The sequence below is a fragment of the Microbulbifer echini genome (assembly GCF_041447225.1).
GTDB lineage: Bacteria > Pseudomonadota > Gammaproteobacteria > Pseudomonadales > Cellvibrionaceae > Microbulbifer > Microbulbifer echini.
Genome location: NZ_JBGMEL010000002.1, coordinates 264,955 through 287,996, shown reverse-complemented (window position 1 = coordinate 287,996; position 23,042 = coordinate 264,955). Strand labels below are relative to the sequence as shown.

Annotated in this window: 16 protein-coding genes; 9 read left to right on the top strand and 7 right to left on the bottom strand. The window is 56.9% G+C overall.

What is annotated here, in order from left to right; translation table 11 throughout:
• Position 1: 1 nt before the first annotated feature.
• Positions 2-1,078: a pilus assembly protein PilM gene (locus ACCI51_RS03485; protein ID WP_299580643.1), complete on the bottom strand. Its 1,077-nt coding sequence runs from the start codon at positions 1,076-1,078 to the stop codon at positions 2-4.
• Between the two features lie 147 nt (positions 1,079-1,225).
• Here ACCI51_RS03485 and ACCI51_RS03480 point away from each other — a divergent pair, with 147 nt between their 5' ends.
• Positions 1,226-3,892 carry a penicillin-binding protein 1A gene (locus ACCI51_RS03480; protein ID WP_371842613.1) on the top strand — a complete coding sequence of 889 codons (2,667 nt, stop codon included), beginning with the start codon at positions 1,226-1,228 and terminating at the stop codon, positions 3,890-3,892.
• Between the two features lie 104 nt (positions 3,893-3,996).
• Here the strand turns inward: ACCI51_RS03480 and ACCI51_RS03475 are convergent, their stop codons facing one another.
• From ACCI51_RS03475 to pilG, 6 genes are all read right to left on the bottom strand, one after another.
• On the bottom strand, positions 3,997-4,479 hold the full coding sequence (locus tag ACCI51_RS03475) for a chemotaxis protein CheW (RefSeq protein WP_371842612.1): 483 nt from the start codon (positions 4,477-4,479) through the stop codon (positions 3,997-3,999).
• A gap of 59 nt (positions 4,480-4,538) precedes the next feature.
• On the bottom strand, positions 4,539-10,991 hold the full coding sequence (locus ACCI51_RS03470) for a hybrid sensor histidine kinase/response regulator (protein ID WP_371842650.1): 6,453 nt from the start codon (positions 10,989-10,991) through the stop codon (positions 4,539-4,541).
• A gap of 162 nt (positions 10,992-11,153) precedes the next feature.
• Positions 11,154-13,295, bottom strand: a complete 2,142-nt coding sequence (locus ACCI51_RS03465) for a methyl-accepting chemotaxis protein (protein WP_371842611.1) — start codon at positions 13,293-13,295, stop codon at positions 11,154-11,156.
• 163 nt (positions 13,296-13,458) lie between these two features.
• Positions 13,459-13,998, bottom strand: a complete 540-nt coding sequence (locus ACCI51_RS03460; protein ID WP_299580628.1) for a chemotaxis protein CheW — start codon at positions 13,996-13,998, stop codon at positions 13,459-13,461.
• A 16-nt stretch (positions 13,999-14,014) separates the two neighbouring features.
• On the bottom strand, positions 14,015-14,377 hold the full coding sequence (gene pilH / locus ACCI51_RS03455) for a twitching motility response regulator PilH (protein WP_299580625.1): 363 nt from the start codon (positions 14,375-14,377) through the stop codon (positions 14,015-14,017).
• A gap of 244 nt (positions 14,378-14,621) precedes the next feature.
• Positions 14,622-15,017, bottom strand: coding sequence for a twitching motility response regulator PilG (pilG, locus tag ACCI51_RS03450; protein ID WP_020413651.1), 396 nt, complete (start codon positions 15,015-15,017; stop codon positions 14,622-14,624).
• A gap of 352 nt (positions 15,018-15,369) precedes the next feature.
• Between pilG and gshB the strand changes: the two genes are divergently transcribed.
• From gshB to ACCI51_RS03410, 8 genes are all read left to right on the top strand, one after another.
• Complete coding sequence (gshB, locus tag ACCI51_RS03445) at positions 15,370-16,326, top strand: glutathione synthase (protein WP_299580622.1); 957 nt, start codon at positions 15,370-15,372, stop codon at positions 16,324-16,326.
• 110 nt (positions 16,327-16,436) lie between these two features.
• Positions 16,437-17,342, top strand: a complete 906-nt coding sequence (locus tag ACCI51_RS03440; protein ID WP_371842610.1) for an energy transducer TonB — start codon at positions 16,437-16,439, stop codon at positions 17,340-17,342.
• Positions 17,343-17,377: 35 nt separating this feature from the next.
• Positions 17,378-17,962: a YqgE/AlgH family protein gene (locus ACCI51_RS03435; RefSeq protein WP_371842609.1), complete on the top strand. Its 585-nt coding sequence runs from the start codon at positions 17,378-17,380 to the stop codon at positions 17,960-17,962.
• A gap of 59 nt (positions 17,963-18,021) precedes the next feature.
• On the top strand, positions 18,022-18,450 hold the full coding sequence (gene ruvX, locus ACCI51_RS03430; RefSeq protein WP_299580613.1) for a Holliday junction resolvase RuvX: 429 nt from the start codon (positions 18,022-18,024) through the stop codon (positions 18,448-18,450).
• Between the two features lie 88 nt (positions 18,451-18,538).
• A complete protein-coding gene (gene hemC, locus ACCI51_RS03425) occupies positions 18,539-19,456 on the top strand; it encodes a hydroxymethylbilane synthase (protein ID WP_371842608.1) in 918 nt (305 codons plus the stop codon).
• Positions 19,457-19,468: 12 nt separating this feature from the next.
• Positions 19,469-20,239, top strand: a complete 771-nt coding sequence (locus tag ACCI51_RS03420) for a uroporphyrinogen-III synthase (RefSeq protein ID WP_371842607.1) — start codon at positions 19,469-19,471, stop codon at positions 20,237-20,239.
• 119 nt (positions 20,240-20,358) lie between these two features.
• Entirely contained in the window at positions 20,359-21,720 is a 1,362-nt protein-coding gene (locus ACCI51_RS03415; RefSeq protein WP_371842606.1) for a uroporphyrinogen-III C-methyltransferase, read from the top strand.
• Positions 21,717-22,967: a heme biosynthesis protein HemY gene (locus tag ACCI51_RS03410; RefSeq protein ID WP_371842605.1), complete on the top strand. Its 1,251-nt coding sequence runs from the start codon at positions 21,717-21,719 to the stop codon at positions 22,965-22,967. Before ACCI51_RS03415 ends, ACCI51_RS03410 begins: the two co-directional genes overlap by 4 nt.
• Positions 22,968-23,042 lie beyond the last annotated feature (75 nt).

Below are 23,042 nucleotides of genomic sequence, written 5' to 3'. Positions count from 1 at the left end.
CTCAGTACTCCTTCTCCCGCATGGCGAGCCCTGCCGCAATCATCAGACCAGGAGCCTCTTTAGTCAGCGCCTTCTGATTCACTCGTGAGGACGAGCCCATTTCAAAAAATGGATTGGCGACCACAGTGGGTTTACCTAGTTTTTCTCCAACCAAGTCAGACAAGCCTTCCATCGCGGCAACACCACCGCTGAGCAATATGTAATCCACATCGCTATACGAGGTCGATGAATAAAAGAATTGCAGCGCACGGGTCACTTGCTGAATAACCGCATCCCGAAATGGTTCCAAAACCTCGGCATAGTAGTCGTCGGGTAATCCGCTGCCACCCTGATGCTTGGCCAGGGTAGCCTCCTCGGCTGAGAGACCATAGCGCCGCTGAATCTCGTCTGTCAGCTGGCGTCCACCGAAGAGCTGCTCACGGGTATAAACCGTCTTACCATCGACGAGCACCGACAGGGCGCTCATAGTCGCACCGATATCCACTACCGCAACCACCAACTGCTCTTGAGGGGGAAACTGATCCTCAAGCAGGGTGTAAGTGCGCTCAATGGCATAGGCTTCCACATCGACCACTCCCGTCTCCAGCTCGGCCTCTGTGAGGGCGGAAACTCGCTGTTCGATGTTCTCGCTGCGGCAGGCCGCAAGCAGTACTTCGACCTGGTCCTCCCCTTTGTCGGACGGCCCCTGCACTTCAAAGTCGAGACTGACTTCCTCAAGGGGATAGGGAATGTACTGATCGGCCTCCAGTGCTATACGCGCTTCCAGATCCTCTTCGGAAAGATCTGCGGGCATGTCCAAGGTCTTGGTGATTACTGCCGAGCCTGATACGGCCACAGCGGCCCGGCGCAGACGGGTTTTGGAGCGGCGCACCACCTTGCGGATCGCCTCCGCTGTGGCGCCGACATCATTGATGTTTTTGTCCACCACCGCGTTCGGCGGCAGGGGTTCCACGGCGTAACTTTCGACTCGATATTTATCGCCATTGCGACTTAGCTCCAGCAACTTGACTGCGGTCGAGCTAATATCGAGTCCCAACATGGCCTTCGGGCCTTTATCCAAAAAAGGGAAAATCCCCATTTTTCTTATCTTTTCCGTGGGTTATGAAAGTTTGATGTTATAGCACTTTAAATTACCGCTTCAACCGGCATTTGCATAGGTAATAGCGCACAATATTCGTATAATTATTCACCGAATCACTCAGATGAAGTACACAGAAGCAGTTTCATGACCGTAAAAGCTCGAAATCGTCTATTAGCACTGCTCTGGCTCTGTCTCGCCGGCGCAGCCGGCGCAGCCATGGTTTTCGCCAGCATCTATCTCTTCCTGAAGCCCGGACTGCCCTCCGTCGAGAGCCTGCGCGATATTCGCCTGCAGACGCCACTGCGGGTTTACTCACAGGATATGAAACTGATCGGTGAGTTCGGTGAGAAGCGGCGCAACCCCATTACTATCGAGCAGACCCCAGAGCCGTTTATCAAGGCGATTCTCGCGGCTGAAGACGCGAGCTTCTACTCCCACAACGGGGTATCGATCCGGGGCCTGATGCGGGCGGCCTCGCAATTGGTGCAAACCGGTTCGATCCAGTCGGGGGGCAGCACACTAACCATGCAGGTTGCACGCAACTTTTTCCTGAGTCGTGAGCAGCGCTTCATTCGCAAATTCAACGAGATTCTCTTATCGCTGCAGATTGAACGCGAGCTCAGTAAAGACGAGATTTTGCAGCTCTATATCAACAAAATTTTCCTCGGTAACCGCGCCTATGGTTTCCAGGCCGCCGCTCATGTCTACTACGGTCGAGACATCAAGGATCTCAGCTTGGCACAGTGGGCCATGATGGCCGGCCTGCCAAAGGCACCCTCCACGTTCAATCCTATCGCCAACCCCACCCGAGCGCTTGTGCGCCGTAACTGGATCCTGAAGCGCATGCTGGATCTGGGTTATATCGACCAGGATGAATACAAGCACTCTATGACCGCCCCGGTAACCGCCAGCTACCACAGCCGCGACCTGGACCTAGACGCCCCCTACATTGCGGAAATGGCTCGTAAAGAAGCTGTAGAGCTATTTGGCGACAGTGCCTATACCGACGGCTATCAGGTGATCACCACGGTTAACAGCCGCCTCCAGGATGAGGCGCGCAAGGCGCTCCAAAACGGTCTCGAGACCTACGATGCCCGCCACGGTTACCGCGGCCCGGAACAGCGCCTACCGCCAGAGTTACTGCACGACAGCGACCAATTAGTCGACCTTCTCCATGAAATTCCCGTGCTTGGCGGCTTGGAGCCCGGTGTCGTTACCGCCGTGGAGCCAAAGCTCTTACAGGTACAACTTCGCAACCGTCAGGTTGTGGAAATCCCTTGGGAGAACGGTCTGGATTCTATTCGCCCATATGTTTCTGAGAGCGCCCGGGGCCCGCGCTTGCAGTCCGCGGACAAAATGTTTGCGCCCGGCGATGTGGTGCGCCTGCGCCGTATCGAAATATCCCATACCGAAGTTGTTGGCAGTCCGGATTCTGCCCCGGAAACCAATCCAGTAGAGGACGCTTCCCAGCCCGATCCATTTGCAGAACCGAAAGAACAGGTTGCCACCCCTCAGGAACCCCAAGTCACCGAAGAGTGGGAACTGGCCCAGGTACCCTCCGCCCAGGGCGCCCTGGTTTCCATCGACCCCAAAGATGGGGCCATTCGCGCTCTGGTCGGCGGTTACGACTTCCGCCAAAGTCACTTTAACCGGGTGACTCAGGCCGCCCGCCAGCCGGGTTCTAGCTTCAAGCCGTTTATCTATGCCTCGGCCATTGAGCGCGGCTATACCGCCGCGAGTATGATCAACGATGCTCCGATTATCTTCGAGGAAACCAACCTACAGGATGTGTGGCGTCCGGAGAATGATGGCGGTACTTTCCTCGGCCCAACCCGCTTGCGCATGGCCTTATACAAGTCTCGCAACATGGTCTCCATTCGCTTGCTACAGGCCCTCGGGCTCGACTACGCCCTGGGTTTTGTCGAGGGTTTCGGCTTTGACCGCAGCAAGCTTGCCCGCAACCTGACCATTGCTCTGGGCAGCTCCGCCCTCACACCGCTGGATATGGTGCGTGGATATGCCGCCTTCGCCAATGGTGGTTACCGGGTAGAACCCTACTTGGTGGACCGGGTTTTAGACGTGAACGGTGAGATCCTCTACCAGGCCCTGCCCCTCACAGTCTGTAACGATTGCCCGGAGCCCGGCAGTGAACCCGAGGGGGGGGATGAAGAACCGGTGGACCTGTCAGCCCTGCAACAGGAGGAGGGGGGGCCGGACCAGGGCAGTGAACCCGCCGACCTGCAAGAGCTTCCTGTCGGTCCCCTGGACCCGTCCAAGTCCCAGGCGCGCCCCCTTGCACCACGTGCCATGTCCCCAGAGACGGCTTACATCATGGATTCCATCCTGAAAGACGTCATTAAGAAAGGCACCGGCCGCCGCGCTCGCGCCATGAAACGCGGTGATATTGCCGGTAAAACCGGAACCACCAACGGACCCCGCGATGCCTGGTTCTCTGGCTACAGCCCCTACTTAGCCACCAGTGCCTGGGTAGGCTTCGACTCTTATGGGGAGCTGGGCAAAAATGAGTACGGCGGCTCTGCAGCACTGCCAATCTGGGTTGAATTTATGACCGAAGCCCTGGAGGGGTTGCCGGAGCGCCACCTGCCCCAGCCCGACGGCATAGTGACCGTGCGCATTAACCCTAAGAACGGCTTGCGCACCTCCTACGGGGGCATGTTTGAGATTTTCCGCACTAACCGGGTGCCCGGCCGTGAGGTCTACAACCCCTATCGCTCCCGTTATACGGACGAGGATAGGGATATGCCCGGCCGGGAACAGCGGAGCGAGCCCCCGCCGGAAGAGCTGTTTTAAGCCGTGCAATAACCCTTCGAAGAGGGCGAAGCTACAAATAAGAAAAGGGGCCTCTGGCCCCTTTTCGTTTATCCATCTTTTACGCGCAATAACCCAGAGAAGTGCTAACCGGGCTCCCGATACCTGAGACAAGTCCTCTCCAACCCCTGCAGATCGGGGATAACCGCCGCCTCACCAGAGAGTGCCACATGCATCAACTCCCCTGGGTTTAGGTTCTGCTCGCGCAGGGCCAACTCCTCAGGTGTCACCCGCACTAAGCGCGGTGTGCCCTGCAGCACAAGGGCAAAATAGGGCAGGTCTCCATCGGGATTACCGGTACTGAGTACAGCAATACGACCGTCCTCAGAGATGCCATCCAGCGCTTCACCACGCATCACATCAAAAGACAAAAGCGGCAGCCGCTGCTCACGCCAGACGAGGTCTCCGAGATACCATTCGGGGGCGTCATGTACCGATATAGGTACCTGCATGGCGATCACCTCGGAAAGGGTCTCTACCGGCACCAGCATCTGCCCCTGTTGCAGAGGTAATAGCAAGCTACTCACCTCCTGTGGAACATCTATCGACAGTGCTTCAACTTCACTCATCGCCTATCTCTTGTCTGTAATCTTTCATCCGATACATCGGCCCACTTCAGGCACCTACTTCAACCGCCAACTGCAGTGGCTCCGGCGTATTCGCGAATTGCTTCGAGCAAAACATCTTCCTGATAGGGCTTGCCCAGGTAGTGATTAACCCCCAGAGACATAGCGTGCTCGCGGTGCTTGCTCCCAGTTCTCGAAGTAATCATCACAATGGGGATATCCCGTAAACGGCTACTGGAACGGATATGACGCGCCACCTCGAAACCGTCCATACGCGGCATCTCAATATCCAGCAGGATCAGATCCGGAACTTTATCCTGCAGCTGAATCACCGCATCCTGACCATCCTTCGCTGTGCTCACCAGGTATCCCTCACGCTCCAGGAAGCGCGTAGTCACCTTGCGCACCGTTACCGAATCGTCCACTACCATAACGGTTTGCTGCCGCTCTTCGGGCTCCGGCTGCGGCTCTGTTTGCAACTGTAGCTGCGCGATATCCGGACGCGCCAACTGGGTTGCCTGGCGGCGCAGTAAGGCGTGGGCATCCAGAATGACTACTACGCTGCCATCACCCGTCACTGTAGCGCCCGATACACCCTGCACTCCGGCAAACTGTGGCCCCAGGCTCTTCACCACGATTTCACGACTGCCGCGTATAGCATCCACCTGCAGTGCCATGGCGTGTCCCTCGGAGCGCACCAACAGCACCGGCAGCTGCATATCGTCGACACTGAGTTTCGGCTGGGCACCGGATTTCAACAAAGTGCCAAAATAGTTCACCTCATAGAACTCACCGGCGTATTCGAAACGCGCCTCACTGGAACGGTAGTAATGCTCGAGCTCAAAAGGACTGAGGCGCACAATACCTTCGATCGTGTTAAGCGGCAGCGCAAACAGGTCATCACCAATCTTCACCATCAGAGCGCGGTTAACCGATACCGTGAACGGCAGGCGTACTACAAACTCAGTTCCAGCGCCCGCCTCGGAATTGATATGAACACTACCGCCGATCTGCTTGAGTTCGGCGGAGACCACATCCATACCCACACCGCGACCGGAGATCTGGGTCACTTTCTCAGCAGTGGTGAATCCCGCCTGCAGGATAAACTGCAAAATTTCGCTGTTGGATAGCTCCGCATCGGGACGCATCAGGCCGTTTTCTACCGCCTTTTCACGCACCCGGATTAAATTCACACCCGCGCCGTCATCGCGGATAGTCAGCACCACCTCGCTGCCCTCACGCGCCAGGGCCACGTCGATACGCCCACGCTCGGCCTTGCCGGCCGTGAGACGCTCGTCGGGCATTTCAATACCGTGGTCCACCGCATTGCGCAGCATATGCTCCAGTGGCGCCACCATGCGTTCGAGCATGGATCTGTCCAGTTCGCCCTCCACGTTGGAGAACACCAACTCCACCTGCTTGCCCAGCTCCGCACTTACCTGGCGTACGATGCGACGCAATCTGGGTACCAAGCGCGAGAAGGGCACCATGCGACTGCGCATCAGGCCTTCCTGCAGCTCGGTGTTTACGCGAGATTGCTGCAGCAGCAGTGTTTCGGTATCGCGCGCCTTGTTATCCAGTGTGGAGCGCAGCTCCATCAAGTCAGACGTGGACTCCAGCAGGGAACGGGACAGCTGCTGAATGGAGGAGTAGCGGTCCATTTCCAGTGGATCAAAGTCCCCGTCCTGCTCTGCCAACTGCTCCTGACGGAACAGAATCTGAGCCTCGGTTTCCCGATCCAGGCGGCGCAACTGCTCATTGAGACGCAATAGCGTCGAATCCATCTCATCGAGAGCCAGACCAAACTCACTCATCTGCTCTTCGAGACGACCGCGGGAGATAGCGGTCTCGCCAGCGAGGTTCACCAGTTCTTCCAGCAGCTCCGCGGCGACGCGAACCATTTCCTGCGGCTGGTTTCTGGGGGGCGCGGCCATTTCACTTTTCGCCCCTTCTGGCTTGCGGATAAATGGCAGGATATTGCCGGCTTCCGGCAAATTTGTCGTTTCTGGCAGGGAATCAGTGGGTTCTGTCGGCAGCTCCGTCACGGAGCTTTCGGCCTCAACGGCAGGCAACGCACCCTGCTCGTTGACTGTATGCTGGGCTTCGTCAGAGGGGGCCGTAGGCAGTGCAGCAGCACTTGTGGATTCGACTTGCGGTAACTCATTCACACCGACTTCAGCCGTGCGATTAATAACTACCTGGCTATCCGCCCAGTCTGTGTTGACTAACTGGAGGAAAGCTTCCAGCTGCTCCCCAGCCATCCATGCCTGCACGGTTTCCACCCCATCGGCAATTCGATCGTGGGTCAAATGTGCATCGACAAAAAACTGCGCTGAAGGTCTAACAATATCGCGCATGCCTTCAATCGCAGTTTCAAAACGGTGTGCGACTTCCCCGAGCCCCATTAAGCCGGCCATACGTGCACCGCCTTTAAAGGTGTGCAGCACCCGCTTGAGCGCCTCGGCTTGCTGAACATTTTCCGGTGCTTCCTCCCAACCCTGGATCAACTCCTCCAGCTCGTCGATAAGGTCGCCAGCTTCCTCCATAAAGACATCGACCACATCGGGATCGATGTCCGCCAGCAGAAGCTGCTGCTGAGCAGCAACATCCTGTGAATCCTGCTCAGACGTTACAGCTTCGCGAGTCTCTAAGGGGGTGCATTCCACATCCGTCGCGATGGATTCAGTGCTGAGCGGTGCTTGCACAATATGTTCAGCGGTATCTTCAACAACCGGCTCTGCCGATTCAAACAATGCGTCGTATAAGTCATCCAGGACGGGCTCGAGCACATTTTGTGCGGATACCTCTGCCTCTGCCTCTGCCACAGGAATATCGGCACTTTCGCCCTTGATGGGCAACGCGAGTTCCTGTTCAGCTTCGGCTAGGGTTTCAGGGACAGGCTCAAATATTTCCGCCAAATCGCGGGTAGCGTCTTGTACTGGAGCTGGAAGCTCACCGCTGGAATCCGGGTCTCCATCGGCATCTACTGGATCGAGTGCCTGTGCCTCTATGCCCAGTTCGCTCAGGTCGTAGTCTTCCTCGGACGCCTCTTCGCTCGCTTCGCCCTCGGCCAGGTAGCGCAATGCTTCCTCTACGGCTTCACTTACCTCCGGCAAGTCCTGAGCGGCGGCAACGGCATCTACCAGATCCAACAGCTCATTGTGCCCCTGCTCCAGGGAAGCCCATAAAGCGGGCTCCTCCTCAAGCTGGCCCGTCAATACTTTGCGGTAAACATCCAGTAATAGTTGCGCCAGCTCCGCCAGAGTCGGTAACTGCGCACGACTGGCGGCTTCCTGCAGCACCTGGAGCTCTTCAGCAACTTCACTGACCTGGGATTTATCGGACGGGTTTACCCGCCACCGGTTCAGCATCTGGTCCGCATCCAATAGGACACGCATACCATCCGCCATCAGTACGGCGAGGAGCTGAGGATCCACCGCCCTGGGCTCATTCGCCTCGCGCTCACGGATCAAGTGCCCAACGGAACGCTCCTGCAGCTCTGTGACACGAGCGAGGAATTGTTCGGCTCGCTCCACCACAAGAGGCTCTGCCGCGCGAATCTGTGCCAATACTTGGCGCACATAGCTGGCGCTATCGCCGATCAGTTCGAAGATATCCGCATCAATTGGCACCTGGTATATGCGCAGTTCTTTGGCAAAGCGTTCCAGAGGTGCCATCATCTCGGCAACCACCTTGACCTCTGCCATATGCGCGGAACCCTTCAGGGTGTGCAGTGCCCGGTGCAGAGGGTCGCTAGGCACACCGTAAACCGGGGCTTCGGCGCGCATATCCGCAAGGAAGTCATCGACAACCCCCAAATGGGTTTCAGCTTCCTGAGCAAATATTTCCCACAGCTGCGCCCGATCATCGCTGCTATCTTCTTCGGCAAAATCTGACTCGGGTATCGCGTTCGTATCCTGGGCCTCCAGTTCAGCGGGGATATGCCCCTGACTGAGCTGCTCCGCCCAGGCCTGTAGCTGCAGGGTGAGCGACTTGTCCGGATCACCCTGACGAAGACGAAACGCCTCAATCATTGAGGGCAGTTTCTGATAAATCCCATCGATCAGGTTCACGTGTGCACGCTGGGGCTTAATGCTGTCGTCGATCACCCGGTTCAGCATATTTTCCACAGCCCAGGCCAGCTCGCCGATATCCAGGGCTTCCACCATTCGGCCGGAGCCCTTTAGGGTATGGAAGCCGCGGCGGAACTCCACCAAAGCGTCGGTGTTATCAAAGTTTGCCGCCCACTCTGGGAAGTAATTGCCGATATGGGTGAGTACCTCACTGGCCTCTTCGAGGAAAATCTCGATGATCTCATCATCGATCAGACTCTCGCTGTCCTCGACAAGCTCCTGCTCGGTTTCGGCAGTTTCTGTGGCGGAGCCAACCCCCTCATCACTCGGTACCTCAATACTGGGCAGGGTATCGCTGCTCTCAACCACTGGTACATCCGGGGCATGTTCCGTTGCGCTTGCAGATGGGGTCTCGGGGGGAGTTTCGGCTTCAGTGGTCTCTTCCTCTGGGAGGAACCAGCTGTGCTCCTCTTCACCGGGCTCTTCTCCACTGTCGGTTACTGCAGCGGGGTCACTTTCCCCAGCCAAAACCTCAGTCGACCGCAACTCTTCACCGCGCGTATCCAGGGTCGTGTCACTACCCGTATGATCGCGGGGAAGCGGCTCAGCCACTGACAAAGTATCGCTCAGCGCCTCGGTCTCTAGAGCCTTGGCTATTGGTGGAACTTGCTCTTCCTGGGTTTCCGGCAAGGTGTCCGCAGACTTTATAAACTCCGGATCAATCAGTTCGAAAGCTTCGCTATCATCTTCGACCGAAGCGGTTGCGGTGGTGACTTTCGTTTCTTCTTCAAGTGGAGTTTCGGGTTCCACTTCATTGAAGGTGATACCCAGATTGGCGACACTATCCTCGGCCAGAGCCAGAAGCATTTCGGTATCGTCCAGTCCCTCGACCCGACGCTCCAAGTAGTATTCGACACTTGTAATGGCGTCGGCCAGGGTATCGAGCATGTGCCACTCTGGCTGCTCTGTGCGCTCAATAAGAGAGGCGCCGATATATTGGTTACAGGCCGCAATGATTTTACTAGCGCGCTGATAACCGACCATATCCAGGCCGCCGCAAACTTCCTGTAAGCGCTGGGGCACTCGGCTCAGATAACTGATATCCCAGTGGCTGGCCACATACTCCATGACCGCTTCTTTCACCGCCTCCAGACCCAGGCGCGCCTCGCGCAGGACCGAGTCTGTGGCATCGCCCATCATCGGCTGTTCGTCATCGCCGCGCTTGTTGCGATCGACAGTGGCCGCCAGGGCTGAGTCGAGTTGCACCAGCTCACCGGCGGCACGCATCAGGTACTCCTCAACGTCGGTACCACGGGAGGCATCGCGCAGGTATTCATAGATACCGCGAGCGCGAGTTCGCGGCGCCTCGAGTCCGAGTACGCCGAGGGTATCTGCAACGCGCTTGGCCACGGCTGCAGTTTCACTCAAGGGCGGCTGCTCCGTGGAAGCGCCACTGGGCTCCAGTGCTTCACGCACCAGTTGCAATTCCTCACGCAGGGCAGTGATTGCGGTTCCCAGGGCCTCAGGACCCATCGCCAGCACATCTTCGGTGTCAGGTCTGGGTGTACCGGGAACCGCCTTATCCAGGGCGAAGCGCTGATAGAGATCCCCACAGCGCGTGCCGTTCGGGCCAGCCAGGTAGACATAAAACAGCAGGTTGCACAGGAAACCAGTATCCAGCTCGGCACCCAACAGACTGGCACCGCGACCCTGCACCAGGCGGAATTCCACATCGATTCTGCGCAACAGGTGACGCAATGCCGGCTGCACATTAATACGGTGCTCGCCGAGCGCCTCCAAAACGCCCAGTAGTACTACCCACAGGGATTGACGAACGCTGCCGCTATAGAGCAACTGCAGCTTTTCGACGATTTTCACTAGGTAGGAGAGGCTCTCGCCGCTATTTACATCGCGGATAAGCCCCGCTGCCGCGACGTGATACATCTTGCGCAACTTGCCGACCAGTTCCTGCAGACGTGTATTGTCCGCCGTCAATGGCTGGCGCTTGCCGATTATACGGCCCAGCGTGGAGAGGTCTGGGGAAAAGAGTGCGCCTTCGGTGATCAGGCGCTCGCGACGTACAGCGCGCAAATCGTTGAGAAGGGGTAATAACAGCACCGCGTTATCCCGGCGCTGGAACGACACTTTCTCCAGGTAGAGAGGCAGCTCCAACAAAGCCCGCATCAGGAATTCGCGCGTTTCATCGGTATTTTCAACCGAGCCGCCGGCAAGTGACTGGAGCAATTGCTCCATTTCTTCAGCCAGCATTGCCGCGCCGTCGAGCTGCGCCATATGCAGGCTGCCGTGTACTTGGTGCACCAGTGACAGGCTGTTTTGCAGCAGCGTTGTCCCCGCTTCCGGATTCGTAGCGAAAGTCTCGAGAAACTGGCGCGCCTGCGCCAGGGTCTCGTTAATTTCGCCTATCAGCCAATCCAGGGCCATGAAGTTCGGATTGTCGTGACTCACGCCAAGTCCCCAATATTTCATTCTCTATGCAGGCGCTCTACCCCGGTGCGAACCTAGGTTCGCGACTTTGCGGAAAGTGTTTCCGTGCGCCCTCTCCGCCCGGCAACCATCAATGGTGCCGGGCATTATTTTTGTGGGTTAGGCCAGAGCCCGGTCTTCGCGGGACTCCAAGGAATCGGTCTCTTCACTTTCGATCGTGAACGTTTCCGCATCCATCTCCGGCAACTCCACATCGTACATGTCACTGTTGGTATCCACGCCCTCCTCCTGCGGTAACTTGAAGCCGGCAACAGACTCACGCAGGGCGCTGGCGGTTTGCGCCAGGTTACCAATAGATTGAGCTGTCGCCTGGGTACCGGCAGAGGTCTGCGAGGTAATTTCCTGAATCACGTTCATCGTGTTGGAAATGTGACCTGCAGAGGAGGCTTGCTGGCGTGCGGCATTGGAGATGTTTTGAATCAAGGATGCCAGGTTGCTGGATACATTCTCGATCTCCTCCAGGGCAACACCGGCGTCCTGTGCCAGTCGAGCACCGCGCACCACCTCAGTGGTGGTCTGCTCCATGGAGATTACCGCTTCGTTAGTGTCGGACTGAATCGCTTTTACTAGTCCTTCAATCTGCTTGGTTGCAGCGGCGGAACGTTCCGCCAGGCGCTGTACCTCATCCGCAACCACGGCGAAGCCGCGGCCGGCATCACCGGCCATGCTCGCCTGAATTGCGGCATTCAGCGCGAGGATGTTGGTCTGGTCAGCAATGTCGTTAATCAAGCTCACGATATCGCCAATCTCCTGGGAAGACTCACCCAGTCGCTTGATTCGCTTGGAGGTGTCTTGAATCTGCTCGCGGATATTGTCCATGCCCTTGATGGTGTTCTGTACCACCTTGGAGCCGTTGCTGGCGATCTGTACCGAGCGCTCGGCTACCTGGGCGGATTCGGAGGCGTTGGCAGATACCTGGTCAATAGTGACCGCCATCTCATTCACCGCGGCCGAAGCCCCGGCAATTTCCTGGGCCTGGTGCTCCGAGGCCTCCGCCAGATGCAGGGCGGTCTGCTGGGTTTCCTGGGACAGGCCGGATACTTCCTGCGCTGTGCCATTGATTCGCGATACCAGTACACGCAGCTGGTCGATAGTGAAGTTGATGGAGTCCGCAATCGCACCGGTGAAGGCTTCGGTAACTGTTGCCGAGGTCGTCAAGTCACCATCGGCAAGATCCGCCAGCTCATCCAGCAGCTGCATAATGGCCTGCTGGTTACGCTCGTTGGTATCCGCTTCCTCCATCAGGCTGCGACGAGTACCGGAGAAGGCCATGCCCATCATGGCAAAAATCAACAGCACAAATGCCGCAGCCAAAATGGAAATCGTCATGTTGTTGGGCTGACGCTCATCGGCCAGGTTAACGATGCGGTCGTTCAGGGTACTCAGGGCCTCTAGTAACTGCGGCGACGAGGCGATAATACCGTCGGAGGCCTGGCGCGAGGCAAACAGTGCCGGGGTCGCTTCGAAGATATCCCGTACAGAGGTACTTACGAATCCGAACAGTTCGGTAATTTCATCGAGTGAGCGACGCGCTTCCTCATCGGTGATACGGGAAATACCCATCACCACGTCGCCGCTCTTCATGCCGTCCACTACTTTACCGAAAAGGCTGGCATCGGTATTGAACTGGTCGGCGGCAGCTTCGGCATCATCACCGCCCTGAAGCATCTTATCGATATTTCGGCCGATTCGCTCCGCACGCCAGACCTGCAGCTGTGCCTGCTCTACCTGGTTCGCCGGGGCGTTGTTCGCCAGGAGGATTTCCACAATATTGTTGTGCTCCGCCTGGAGTTCCGGGAGGGAGTCGCTCAGCGTAGAGGCGATATCGTTAAGGAATACGATGGTATCTTGGTTGCCGAGAATCGTATCGACCTGCTCGCGCAGCTTGCGCCAAACGGTACCGTAAGTAGCGAGCTCGGCATCGAGCGCTCTACGGCTTCCCTTATCCATCCCCTGCAGTTGGTTCCAGGCGTTCGCCATTTGCCCGGAAACTTTCTCCAATTCAGCAAAGGCCTCATCATCACCGGAGGTCGCCGCCGGTGCGTAGGAAACCAACTGATAGGAAAGTGCGCGCAGCTCCGCCACTTGTTGTAGGTACTCTTTATCGCGGTCACTGCGGGTCTGTACCAAATAGATACTGACAATCAGTCCCGCCAGTACGGCGAGTACCAGCAGACCCAAACCCAGCGCGGCAGGGTTACTGCGAAACGCGGAAAAGGAACTCTGGGAGCCTGTTTTCATAGTTTACTCCTAGCGGGCCCAAGCATGAGGCCGGTTTAAAACCACTAAATATTTAACGCTTTAATAACAATGGCCCTCAGCCAGTGCGGACATCCCTGCACCGCCTATAGGTCCCCCCAACATCTCAACGAATTGTGAGATGACGAAAAGTCCAGTTGGACCTTCAGTGAGTGGCGGCGTCCATAAAATGAGGGTCTTTGAGTAGAGCCCGCATGTCGAACACCAGCCATCGGTCCTTCTGCAAAATAAACTGGCCGTGCACCATAGGGGCAAACGGCTCAATTAAATCTGTTGGCGCTTCACGGGCATATTCAAATGCCAGATGCTGCATTCCGTGCAACCTGTCGACAATCAACCCCACGTAGGTTTTGTCCCGCTCCAATACCAGAACCCGGCGCTGTTGGCGCGGGCCAGTAAGGTGGCCACCATAAAAAGCGGCAAGGTCAATGAGGGGTAACAGGCGGCCGCGCACATTGGCAACGCCTTTCACCCAGGGCTGAACGCCGGGGATAAAAGTGTGCTGCGGCACTTCGAGCAGTTCCACAACATCGTCCATAGAAGCGACGAAATTGTGATCGAGTAGAGAAAAACCGATTCCGGTCCAATAAGGTTTGATTTCGCGACGCCCGGGCAATCCAGTGGCCTGCGCTTTAGCGCGCCGCGCGATATCGACAAGTGCTAGATAAGGTGTTTGTGACTGCACGCTCAGCAGCTGGCCGTCAGGCCAACACCTCCTCGATTGCCTTCAACAATTTGCCCTCATCAACGGGCTTAGTGAGATAGGCCTTGGCCCCCTGCCGCATGCCCCACACGCGGTCGGTGTCCTGATCCTTAGTAGTCACGATAATGATTGGAATCCCGGCGGTACTGCCATCTTTGCTCAACTGGCGCGTGGCCTGAAAACCATTCAGTCCAGGCATCACAATGTCCATCAGGATAAGATCCGGACGCTGAGTACGCGCCACATCCACACCATTTTCACCATTGGGCGCGGTAATTACCGCGTGGCCATTTTTCTCAAGAATTGTGGTCAGCTTATGTGTTTCGGTAGGAGAGTCATCAACTATTAGTACTCTTGCCATCATTTCCCCCATGACTTCTTCTAATTTTGGCAACTGCTCTATAAATGACAGTGCTTGGCGGCTTGTTGTATTTATCGTTGATAGCGCGTGCCAAGTCTGCACTTACTGCCAATGCACTGCCCGACTACAGAACCTCACGCCCCAGGCAGGTGGGGAGAACTGTACGTCTGTTAAATTATCAATCCCACTAAACAGTGGGGATGCAGGCCCTTAAAGAGCACTTTGTTTTTTTGTTAGTGGCCACTCAGGCTGCATGGTGCGGCTTTGCGTGGGCAGAAATAGCCCCGAGAAGCTCGCTTTTACTGAATGGCTTTGTTAAATATTGATCGCAACCAACGACGCGGCCTTTTGCCTTATCGAACAAACCATCTTTGCTCGACAACATAACAACCGGAGTGGAGCGAAATTCGCTGTTGTTCTTAATCAGTGCACAGGTCTGATAGCCATCCAAGCGCGGCATCATGATATCGACAAAAATAACATCGGGACGGGAGTCCGCGATTTTCGCCAGCGCATCAAAGCCATCTGTTGCGGTGACAACCGTGCAACCTGCTTTTTGCAGCAATGTCTCGGCGGTGCGGCGAATTGTCTTACTGTCGTCAATCACCATCACAGTCAGACTTTCCCAGTTAAGCTCCATAGTCTTTTTTGAATCCCCTGTTTACTTATTTTCGGGCACGCGAAAAATTTTATCTGCACCCTTTTTTTGAGCCACTTATGGGGCCTGGGTGTCTCACTTAGCCAAGATCACACACTGGGTGGAACTTTTATCACAGAACCCCTGGTGAATCTACCTGCAGCTAAGCGCTGGCGACCTTGCGGTTCAAATTATCGCCACTTTACACCCAAACTCAGCGGAGCTTGTTAAAAAGTTGCACCTCGGCGAAGCTACTCTTACCTTATCCACCCAACAAGTTGGCAGTGCCAAAAAGACAGCTAGCCACAACCACCGCGGCGCGGGATTAAATATCCCTTCAACTACGGAAGCCCAGATGAATTATTCCCTCGGTGTGGTGATGGACCCCATCGCCCAAATCAATTTTAAGAAAGATACGACACTCGCACTGTTACAGGCCGCACAAGACAGCGGTTTTCAGTTGTTTTATTTTGAGCAGAGCGACCTGTACCTGGACAACGGCCGCGCTATTGGTAGAGGTAGAGCGCTGCAGGTTTTTGATGATGCTGAACGCTGGTTTTCCCTAGAGGAACCCAGAGAGATGCCTCTGGGCGACCTCGATGCTATCCTGATGCGCATCGACCCACCCTTCGATAATGAGTACATTTACTCCACCTACATTCTCGAAGCGGCAGAGCGCGAAGGTGCGCTAGTGGTTAACAAGCCGCAATCGCTGCGCGACTGCAACGAAAAAATATTCGCCACTAGCTTTCCGCAATGTTGTCCCCCGGTATTGGTCAGTCGGGATATGCAGCGCCTGCGCACATTCCATAAAACCCACCAGGATGTCATCTTCAAACCATTAGATGGTATGGGGGGTGCCGGTATTTTCCACTGCAAACCCGATGGCGCCAATTTGGGCGCAATCCTGGAAATGCTCACAGAGCATGGGCGCCAGCAAATTATGGCGCAGCGCTACATCCCCGAAATTAAAAATGGCGATAAACGCATTCTGGTCGTCGACGGTGTAGCGGTACCTTACTGCCTGGCGAGAATACCTGAAGCTGGCGAAACACGCGGCAACCTGGCCGCAGGTGGACGCGGCGAAGCGCGCCCTCTCAATGATCGCGATCGATGGATCGTGGAACAGGTCGCTCCCACCCTGAAAGAAAAAGGATTGCTGTTTGTTGGCTTGGATGTCATCGGGGATTATCTCACCGAGATCAATGTCACAAGCCCAACCTGCGTGCGCGAGATTGACGCGGCTTACGATACCTATATCGGTGCGCGACTAATGAGCGCCATCACACATCGCTTGGCGCAAAAGCGCTAAACTGCGCACTTCAATTTGAGTGAATCCCAGGGCTGTTTACCAATAAATGGCTCTGGTAGAAATGCCGAACGTCTTGCTCGGTGCAAAAAAGTAGTAACCGAAAATACATAATGAATTCCATCGCTAACACAACGCCATTTGATGCAGCCCAACGCGAGCGTTTTGTGTTCTCCCTGTTTCTCGCTGGCGCCCTCCATGTTCTGTTACTTTACGTATCCTTCCCCGACTCCGAAGGCAGGCAAGCGCCACCCACCCTGGAGGTGACTCTCTCTCAGCATCAGTCTGCACAAGCACCAGAGGATGCCGATTATCTGGCCCAGCACAACCAGCAGGCCAGTGGCACCGCGGACAGCCCACGGGAGCTCTCCAGTAAACGTCGCGCCGAATTTGCCGACACGCAAATTCACGACGTGACCCCATTGCCGCAACAGCAGGCCGCGCACCCGACAGACCAGCGCCGCCAACTAATCACCACCATTGGCGACAGCCCCCGCCAGGCGCCGGAACTACCCGCCGAAGATACGTTTTCCGAAAAGAAGCGCGGCGACGCGCCCAATGACCTGGCTTTAATCAAGCAGAAATATGCCAGTCTAATGGCTCGCAAAGATAAGATCAGTCAGACCATCGCTCAGCGCCCACGCGTGCTTCGACTCACTTCGGTGGCCACCAAGGCCTCCGCAGATGCCGCCTACCTGCACGAATGGCGCCAGAAAATAGAGGACGTGGGTAATGGCAACTTCCCAGCGGAAGTCCTCCAACAAAAAATCACTGGTAGCCTGCGTATGAAAGTGCGCCTGCTGCCCAATGGCGCAGTAGAGGAGGTAAAGATCACACACTCCTCAGGTGAGCGTATCCTGGACGACGCTGCCCAGCAGATTGTGCGGCAGGCGGCCCCCTTCGCACCCTTCCCGGCAGAAATCCGCAAAGAGGCCGACCGCCTGGAAATTATCCGCACCTGGAATTTTGAATTGACCGGGCTTTCAACCTCTGCAGGTGAGCCGCCCGAGCGTGGCTAAACTTGCGTTTCATTCAGGCGACCTAGAATCAAACTATGCCTACACCGAACATCGACAGTGATTTGACCCACGGCAGCCTGCGCGGCCAGTTCCTACTGGCCATGCCCGGCATGGAGGATCCGCGCTTCAAGCACAGCATCGCCCTAATCGTCGAGCACAGCGAGGAGGGCGCCATGGGCATAGTGATCAATGCCCCCAGTAAGGTGCACTGGAAGGAAGTTTTCGAACAGCTCTCGCTGCAGGACTCCAGCCAACGTGGCGATGAGACTGTTCTCTTGGGCGGACCCATCTCCACGGAGCAGGGCTTTGTACTTCATGGTGCCGGCGTGCAGTTTGACTCAACCACCGAAATCAATCGAGAAATCAGCCTCACCGCCTCCAGGGATATTCTCGAGTCCCTTGCCTCCGGACACGGCCCGGACGATGTATTGCTGGCCCTGGGCTATGCCGGTTGGGGAGCCGGGCAACTAGAACAGGAACTGGCGGAGAACGCCTGGCTGACACTGCCGGCAGAGCCTGAAATTCTATTTGCCACTCCGGTGGACAAACGCTGGCAAAATGCTGCCGCCCGCCACGGTATTGATCTCTCCGGCCTCGGCTCCCAGGCTGGGCACGCTTAACCCGCCCCGGTTATCATCCCTCGCAAGTCTTATTCCCCGTGAAACCGGATCTTTCCCCCATGAGTAAACCCATTACAGCCCTCGCCTTCGACTTTGGCACCCGCTCCATCGGTCTCGCATTTGGCCAGAGCCTAACAGCCAGCGCCAGAGAGCTTGCACCCCTGCCGGCAAAGGACGGCAAGCCGGATTGGGATAAGGTACAGCAACTTATCGACGAGTGGCGGCCCCACTATTTGCTGGTGGGACTGCCACTGAATATGGACGGCAGCGAGAGTGAATTCGGTGCTCGCGCACGCAAATTTGGCCAACGCCTGCACGGGCGCAGCGGGCTGCCGGTGGAAATGATTGATGAGCGCCTCAGTACGCGCGCGGCCAAGGAAGAGGCGGCAGAGCGCGGCCATCGCGGCAACTTCGCGCAGGACCCCGTGGACTCAATCGCCGCGCGCATCATTCTCGAAGACTGGTTGCGCGCGCGAGGCGGATCGTAACAGTTTACTGAGCCGAGCGCCGGGCAGAGCCACAGGCAACAGCCCTCTGTTAGAATTGCCTCCCCATACAAGCGAGTGATCGAACCCTATGCCCATTAACCGCATCCGCATCGCCACACGCGAGAGCGCCCTGGCCCTATGGCAGGCCAATTTCGTCAAGGACCGCCTGAAGCAGGAGCACCCAACGCTGGATGTGCAGCTGCTGCCGATGACCAGCCGAGGCGACCGGGTACTGGATATTCCCCTGGCCAAAATCGGCGGCAAGGGGCTCTTTGTGAAAGAGCTGGAAGTGGCCATGTTGGAAGGGCGCGCGGATATCGCCGTGCACTCCATGAAGGATGTGCCCATGGAATTTCCCGAGGGACTCTACCTGCCGGTTATCTGTGAGCGTGAGGACCCACGCGACGCTTTTGTCAGCAATAACTTCGCCGGCATTGCGGAGCTACCCCAGGGCGCCGTGGTAGGTACTTCGAGTCTGCGCCGCCAGTGCCAACTGCTTGCACACCGCCCCGATCTACAGATCAAATTCCTCCGCGGTAATGTCAATACTCGCCTGGCCAAGCTCGATGCAGGGGAATACGACGCCATTATTCTCGCCGCCGCAGGCCTGTTGCGTCTCGAAATGCGCGAGCGCATTCGGAGCTTCCTACCCTCCACCGTCTTACTGCCCGCTGGTGGCCAGGGCGCTGTCGGTATCGAGGCCCGCAATGACCGCGAACTGGAGGCTCTGCTGCGCCCTTTGCACTGCAGCAAAACCGCCGCCCGTTTATCTGCCGAACGCGCCCTGGTAAAGCGCCTTAACGGCAGCTGTCAGGTCCCCATCGGTTGCTACGCCGAATTGGAGGATAACGCCCTGTGGTTGCGCGGCTTGGTGGGCAGCCCCGATGGCTCCACCATGATTCGCGCGGAAATCCGCGGCGCGGCAGAAGATGGCGAAGCGCTGGGAACTCAGCTCGCAGAGCAATTGCTAGCACAGGGCGCCGACGAAATTCTAGCCGCCATCTGAGAGCACTTCTACATGGCTGAGTATTTGCGAGACAAACGCATACTAACTACACGCCCAACGATGCACGCCGATACCTGGAGCGCACTGTTGCGCGCAGCCGGCGCCGAAGTCGACTGTATACCCATGCTGGCGATCAACCCCCTTGTAGAGGTATCGGCACTGCAGGCGATTAAAAATCGCATCCTCGACTTCGACCAGACAGATCTTGCGATTTTTGTTTCACAGAATGCGGTACGCTATGGCGTGGACTGGCTGGAGGACTACTGGCCACAGTTGCCCCAGGGACCGCGCTACTACGCCATTGGCGCAGCCACAGCTAAGGCTCTGCTGGCGCGGGGCATTCCCTGTGAACGCAGCGGCGAGTCTATGAACTCCGAAGACCTGCTCGCCCTGCCTTCACTGCGGCAAGTCGCGGGGCAGCATGTTCTGATTTTTCGCGGCGCCGGGGGGCGCACGTTGATCGGCGACACACTGCTCGCACGCGGTGCGCAGGTGAGGTACTGCGAGCTCTACCAGAGATCTCTGCCGACGGGCGCCACAGATCAATTGCAAGACTACGCTTTTACCCCGGATGCCATCACGGTCCACAGCGGCGAAACCCTGGCGAACTTGCACCGATGTATTGAACAGTCCGGATGTGAACGGCTGCTACACCCCCCCCTGATCGGCCCCAGCGCGCGAGTCGCCAAGCAAGCGCGCGCACTGGGCTTTACTGAGACCCACACCGCACTAAATGCCGGCGACAGCGCTATGCTGGAGGCACTCTCCCAGGCGCTAGTTTGAATTGCTATCGAATTACCCGCCCTGTAGGGTTAAAAGTCTCAAAACGGCGCCAGCTCCGCTATTAAGGTCTGCGCCACTCGCTATAATTCGACGACAATTTACAGCTGCGCCCCAAGCCCATGACCAACGAAAAATCCAAGGACAATGCCTCCACACCGGCGGGTGACCTCACCGCAGATACGCTGGCCAAGCAGGAGAGCAAGAGCAATTTTGCCAAGGCGACACAGGGCAAAAAGAAAGATAAGCCACCTCAAGATGCCACTCTCAGTGGAAAAAGCGGCGGTCGTTGGTGGTGGCTAGTCTTTATTTTGCTACTTATTGCCCTGATCGCATTCGCCTGGCACAGTTGGCCGCAGCTGCGCAATCGCATCGCCCAGTTCGACTTCCCCGCGTTTAAACAAACAGCGTCCCCTCAGGAAACGGATCGTCAAGGGGAAGCGTCCGCACCTAATACGACCGCTCAACCCCCAGTAGATACCACTCCCGCTGAACCGGTATCGAACGCCGAGCCCTCCTCCGACTCGACGCCATCTGAGGCGCAGCCACCGCAGCCCTCAGTAGAAACGACCACTTCCCTGCTGAATCAGCAACTCGACCAACTTCAGCAGGCCGATACCACCCTGCGCAATCAGATACAGCTGCAAGCCCGTACCATTGCGCAACTGCAACAACAGCTCGCCGGAATGCAGCGCAGCATGACAGCTCAGGGCAACCGCCTCAGCGAACTGGGCAATGTAAGCCGGGAAGACTGGCAACTGGCAGAGGCCGATTACCTCTTGCGCATGGCCAATCAACGCCTGATGCTGGAGGACAACAGCAGCGCTGCCCTGGGGCTAGTGGAAAAGGTCGACACTATTCTGCGCCAGGTGAACCTGCCGGATCTCTACGGGGTACGCCAACAACTGGCACGCGATATCACCGCGCTTAAATTGGTGGAAAATATCGACCGGGAGGGGCTTTATCTGCGTCTGCGCGCTCTGGAGGAGCAACTTATACGCGCGCGGATCCAACCAGAGTTTGATATTGCCCATTCCCAGGCGCAGAAGACGCAAGAGGAACCTGCACAAGAAGGGCAGACGCCGTGGCAGCGTAGTTGGAGGCGCTTTACCACCTTCCTGCGCGACTCTGTCCGGCCCATTGACGGCGATATCAATCCCGTCATGCTCTCCCCGCAGAGTGAGACACGTTTTCGCCAGACCTTGCGCCTTAATATGGAGCAGGCACAGTTGGCCCTATTGCGCGGTGATTCCACCGTGTACAAAGACGCACTGAACAGCGCCCGCGAACTTCTGCTAACTTATGGCACCGCCAACACCCAGCGCAACGCCCTGGCCCAGCAACTGGCCGAACTCAGCGAAAAACCCATTCAAGCCCAGATGCCGGACCTGAATGCCTCGCAGGTGGCCTTGTACAATTACATTGAGCTTCTGCACAAAACCTCAGGGCATGGTGCCGACACACCCGGGGGAGGCAACCCGTGAGAAAAGTCCTTTTTGCTACCGTAGCCCTACTTTTACTTGGCGCTCTGCTACCACAGATTAACCAGAACTATCCGGGATATCTGGTGATTGGCTTCGGTGGCGAGTTGAACAAGGGCTATGAGATGAATCTCTGGTTTGCCATCGTCGCACTCGTAGCCCTACTAATCGCTCTACTGTTTCTCGCTTGGTTAACCCGCAGCCTGTTTCGTGCGGTGCGCGGCAGTGTCGACCGTCTGCGCTTTGGCCGCCAGCGGGTGGCCCGACGGCGCCTCACCAGCGGCCTGGTGGAGTTTATGGAGGGCAACTGGTCTCGTGCAAGGCGCCAGCTCTTAAAAAGCGCCCCACGCTCCGAGGCGCCGTTAATCAATTATCTAGCGGCCGCGCGCAGTGCCCATGAACTGGGGTTCCGCGAGGAAGCCAATGAACTGCTGGCGAAGGCCGAGGCCTGCGGCGAAGACACACGCTTGGCGGTGGCATTGAGTCAGGCGCGCATGCAGTTGCAAGACAAGCATTACGAGCAGTGTATTGCCAGTCTAAAACGGGCTAAGCAACTGGAGCCCAAACACCCAGCCCTGCTGCAACTTCTCCGACAAGCCTACTACTCCTTGGGCGATTGGAGTAGCTTGCAGGAGCTACTTCCAGAGCTGGAAAAGCATGCCAATATGCCTGAAGAAGACCTGCAAAAATTAGAGCGTGAGGTTTACGAGCATCAGCTTGGCGAGGCCGCGAATCGCAATGACAAGGAGAAGCTACACAACATCTGGCACAGCCTAAATGGGCGCTGGCAGCGCAATGTAGAGCTACGCAGTCTCTTTGCAAACCTGCTACATCGGATTGGCGATGATACCGAAGCAGAAAAACACCTGCGCTGGTTACTAAATCGCGAGTGGACTCCTATGCTGGCCAAGCTGTATGGCTGTCTCACCGGTGCCAATGCCACAACACAGCTCTCTGCCGCGGAGGGCTGGCTCAAAGAGTACGGTGAAAGTGCCGATCTGCTCACCTGTCTAGGGCGTTTAAGCATGCGCAACGAGCTTTGGGGCAAAGCACAGCAATATTTTGAGAAAAGCCTGCTGCTGCGCCATGACCCGGCCACCTCCGCAGAACTGGCGCGCTTATTTCAGGCCCTCGGGGAAAAAGATAAGGCCGCCCGCCTTTTTGAAGAGGGATTGTTGCAGGCAGTTCCAGACCTGCCGCCGGTGCCCATGCCCAGTCAAGACAAACCCCTACTCGGTATCCACGCCTAACGACCGCCCTAGTGGCCCAGATTATCTGGGCCCTTTCCCCATAACACTCTTTGGCCCATAGTGGGCTTCCGCATC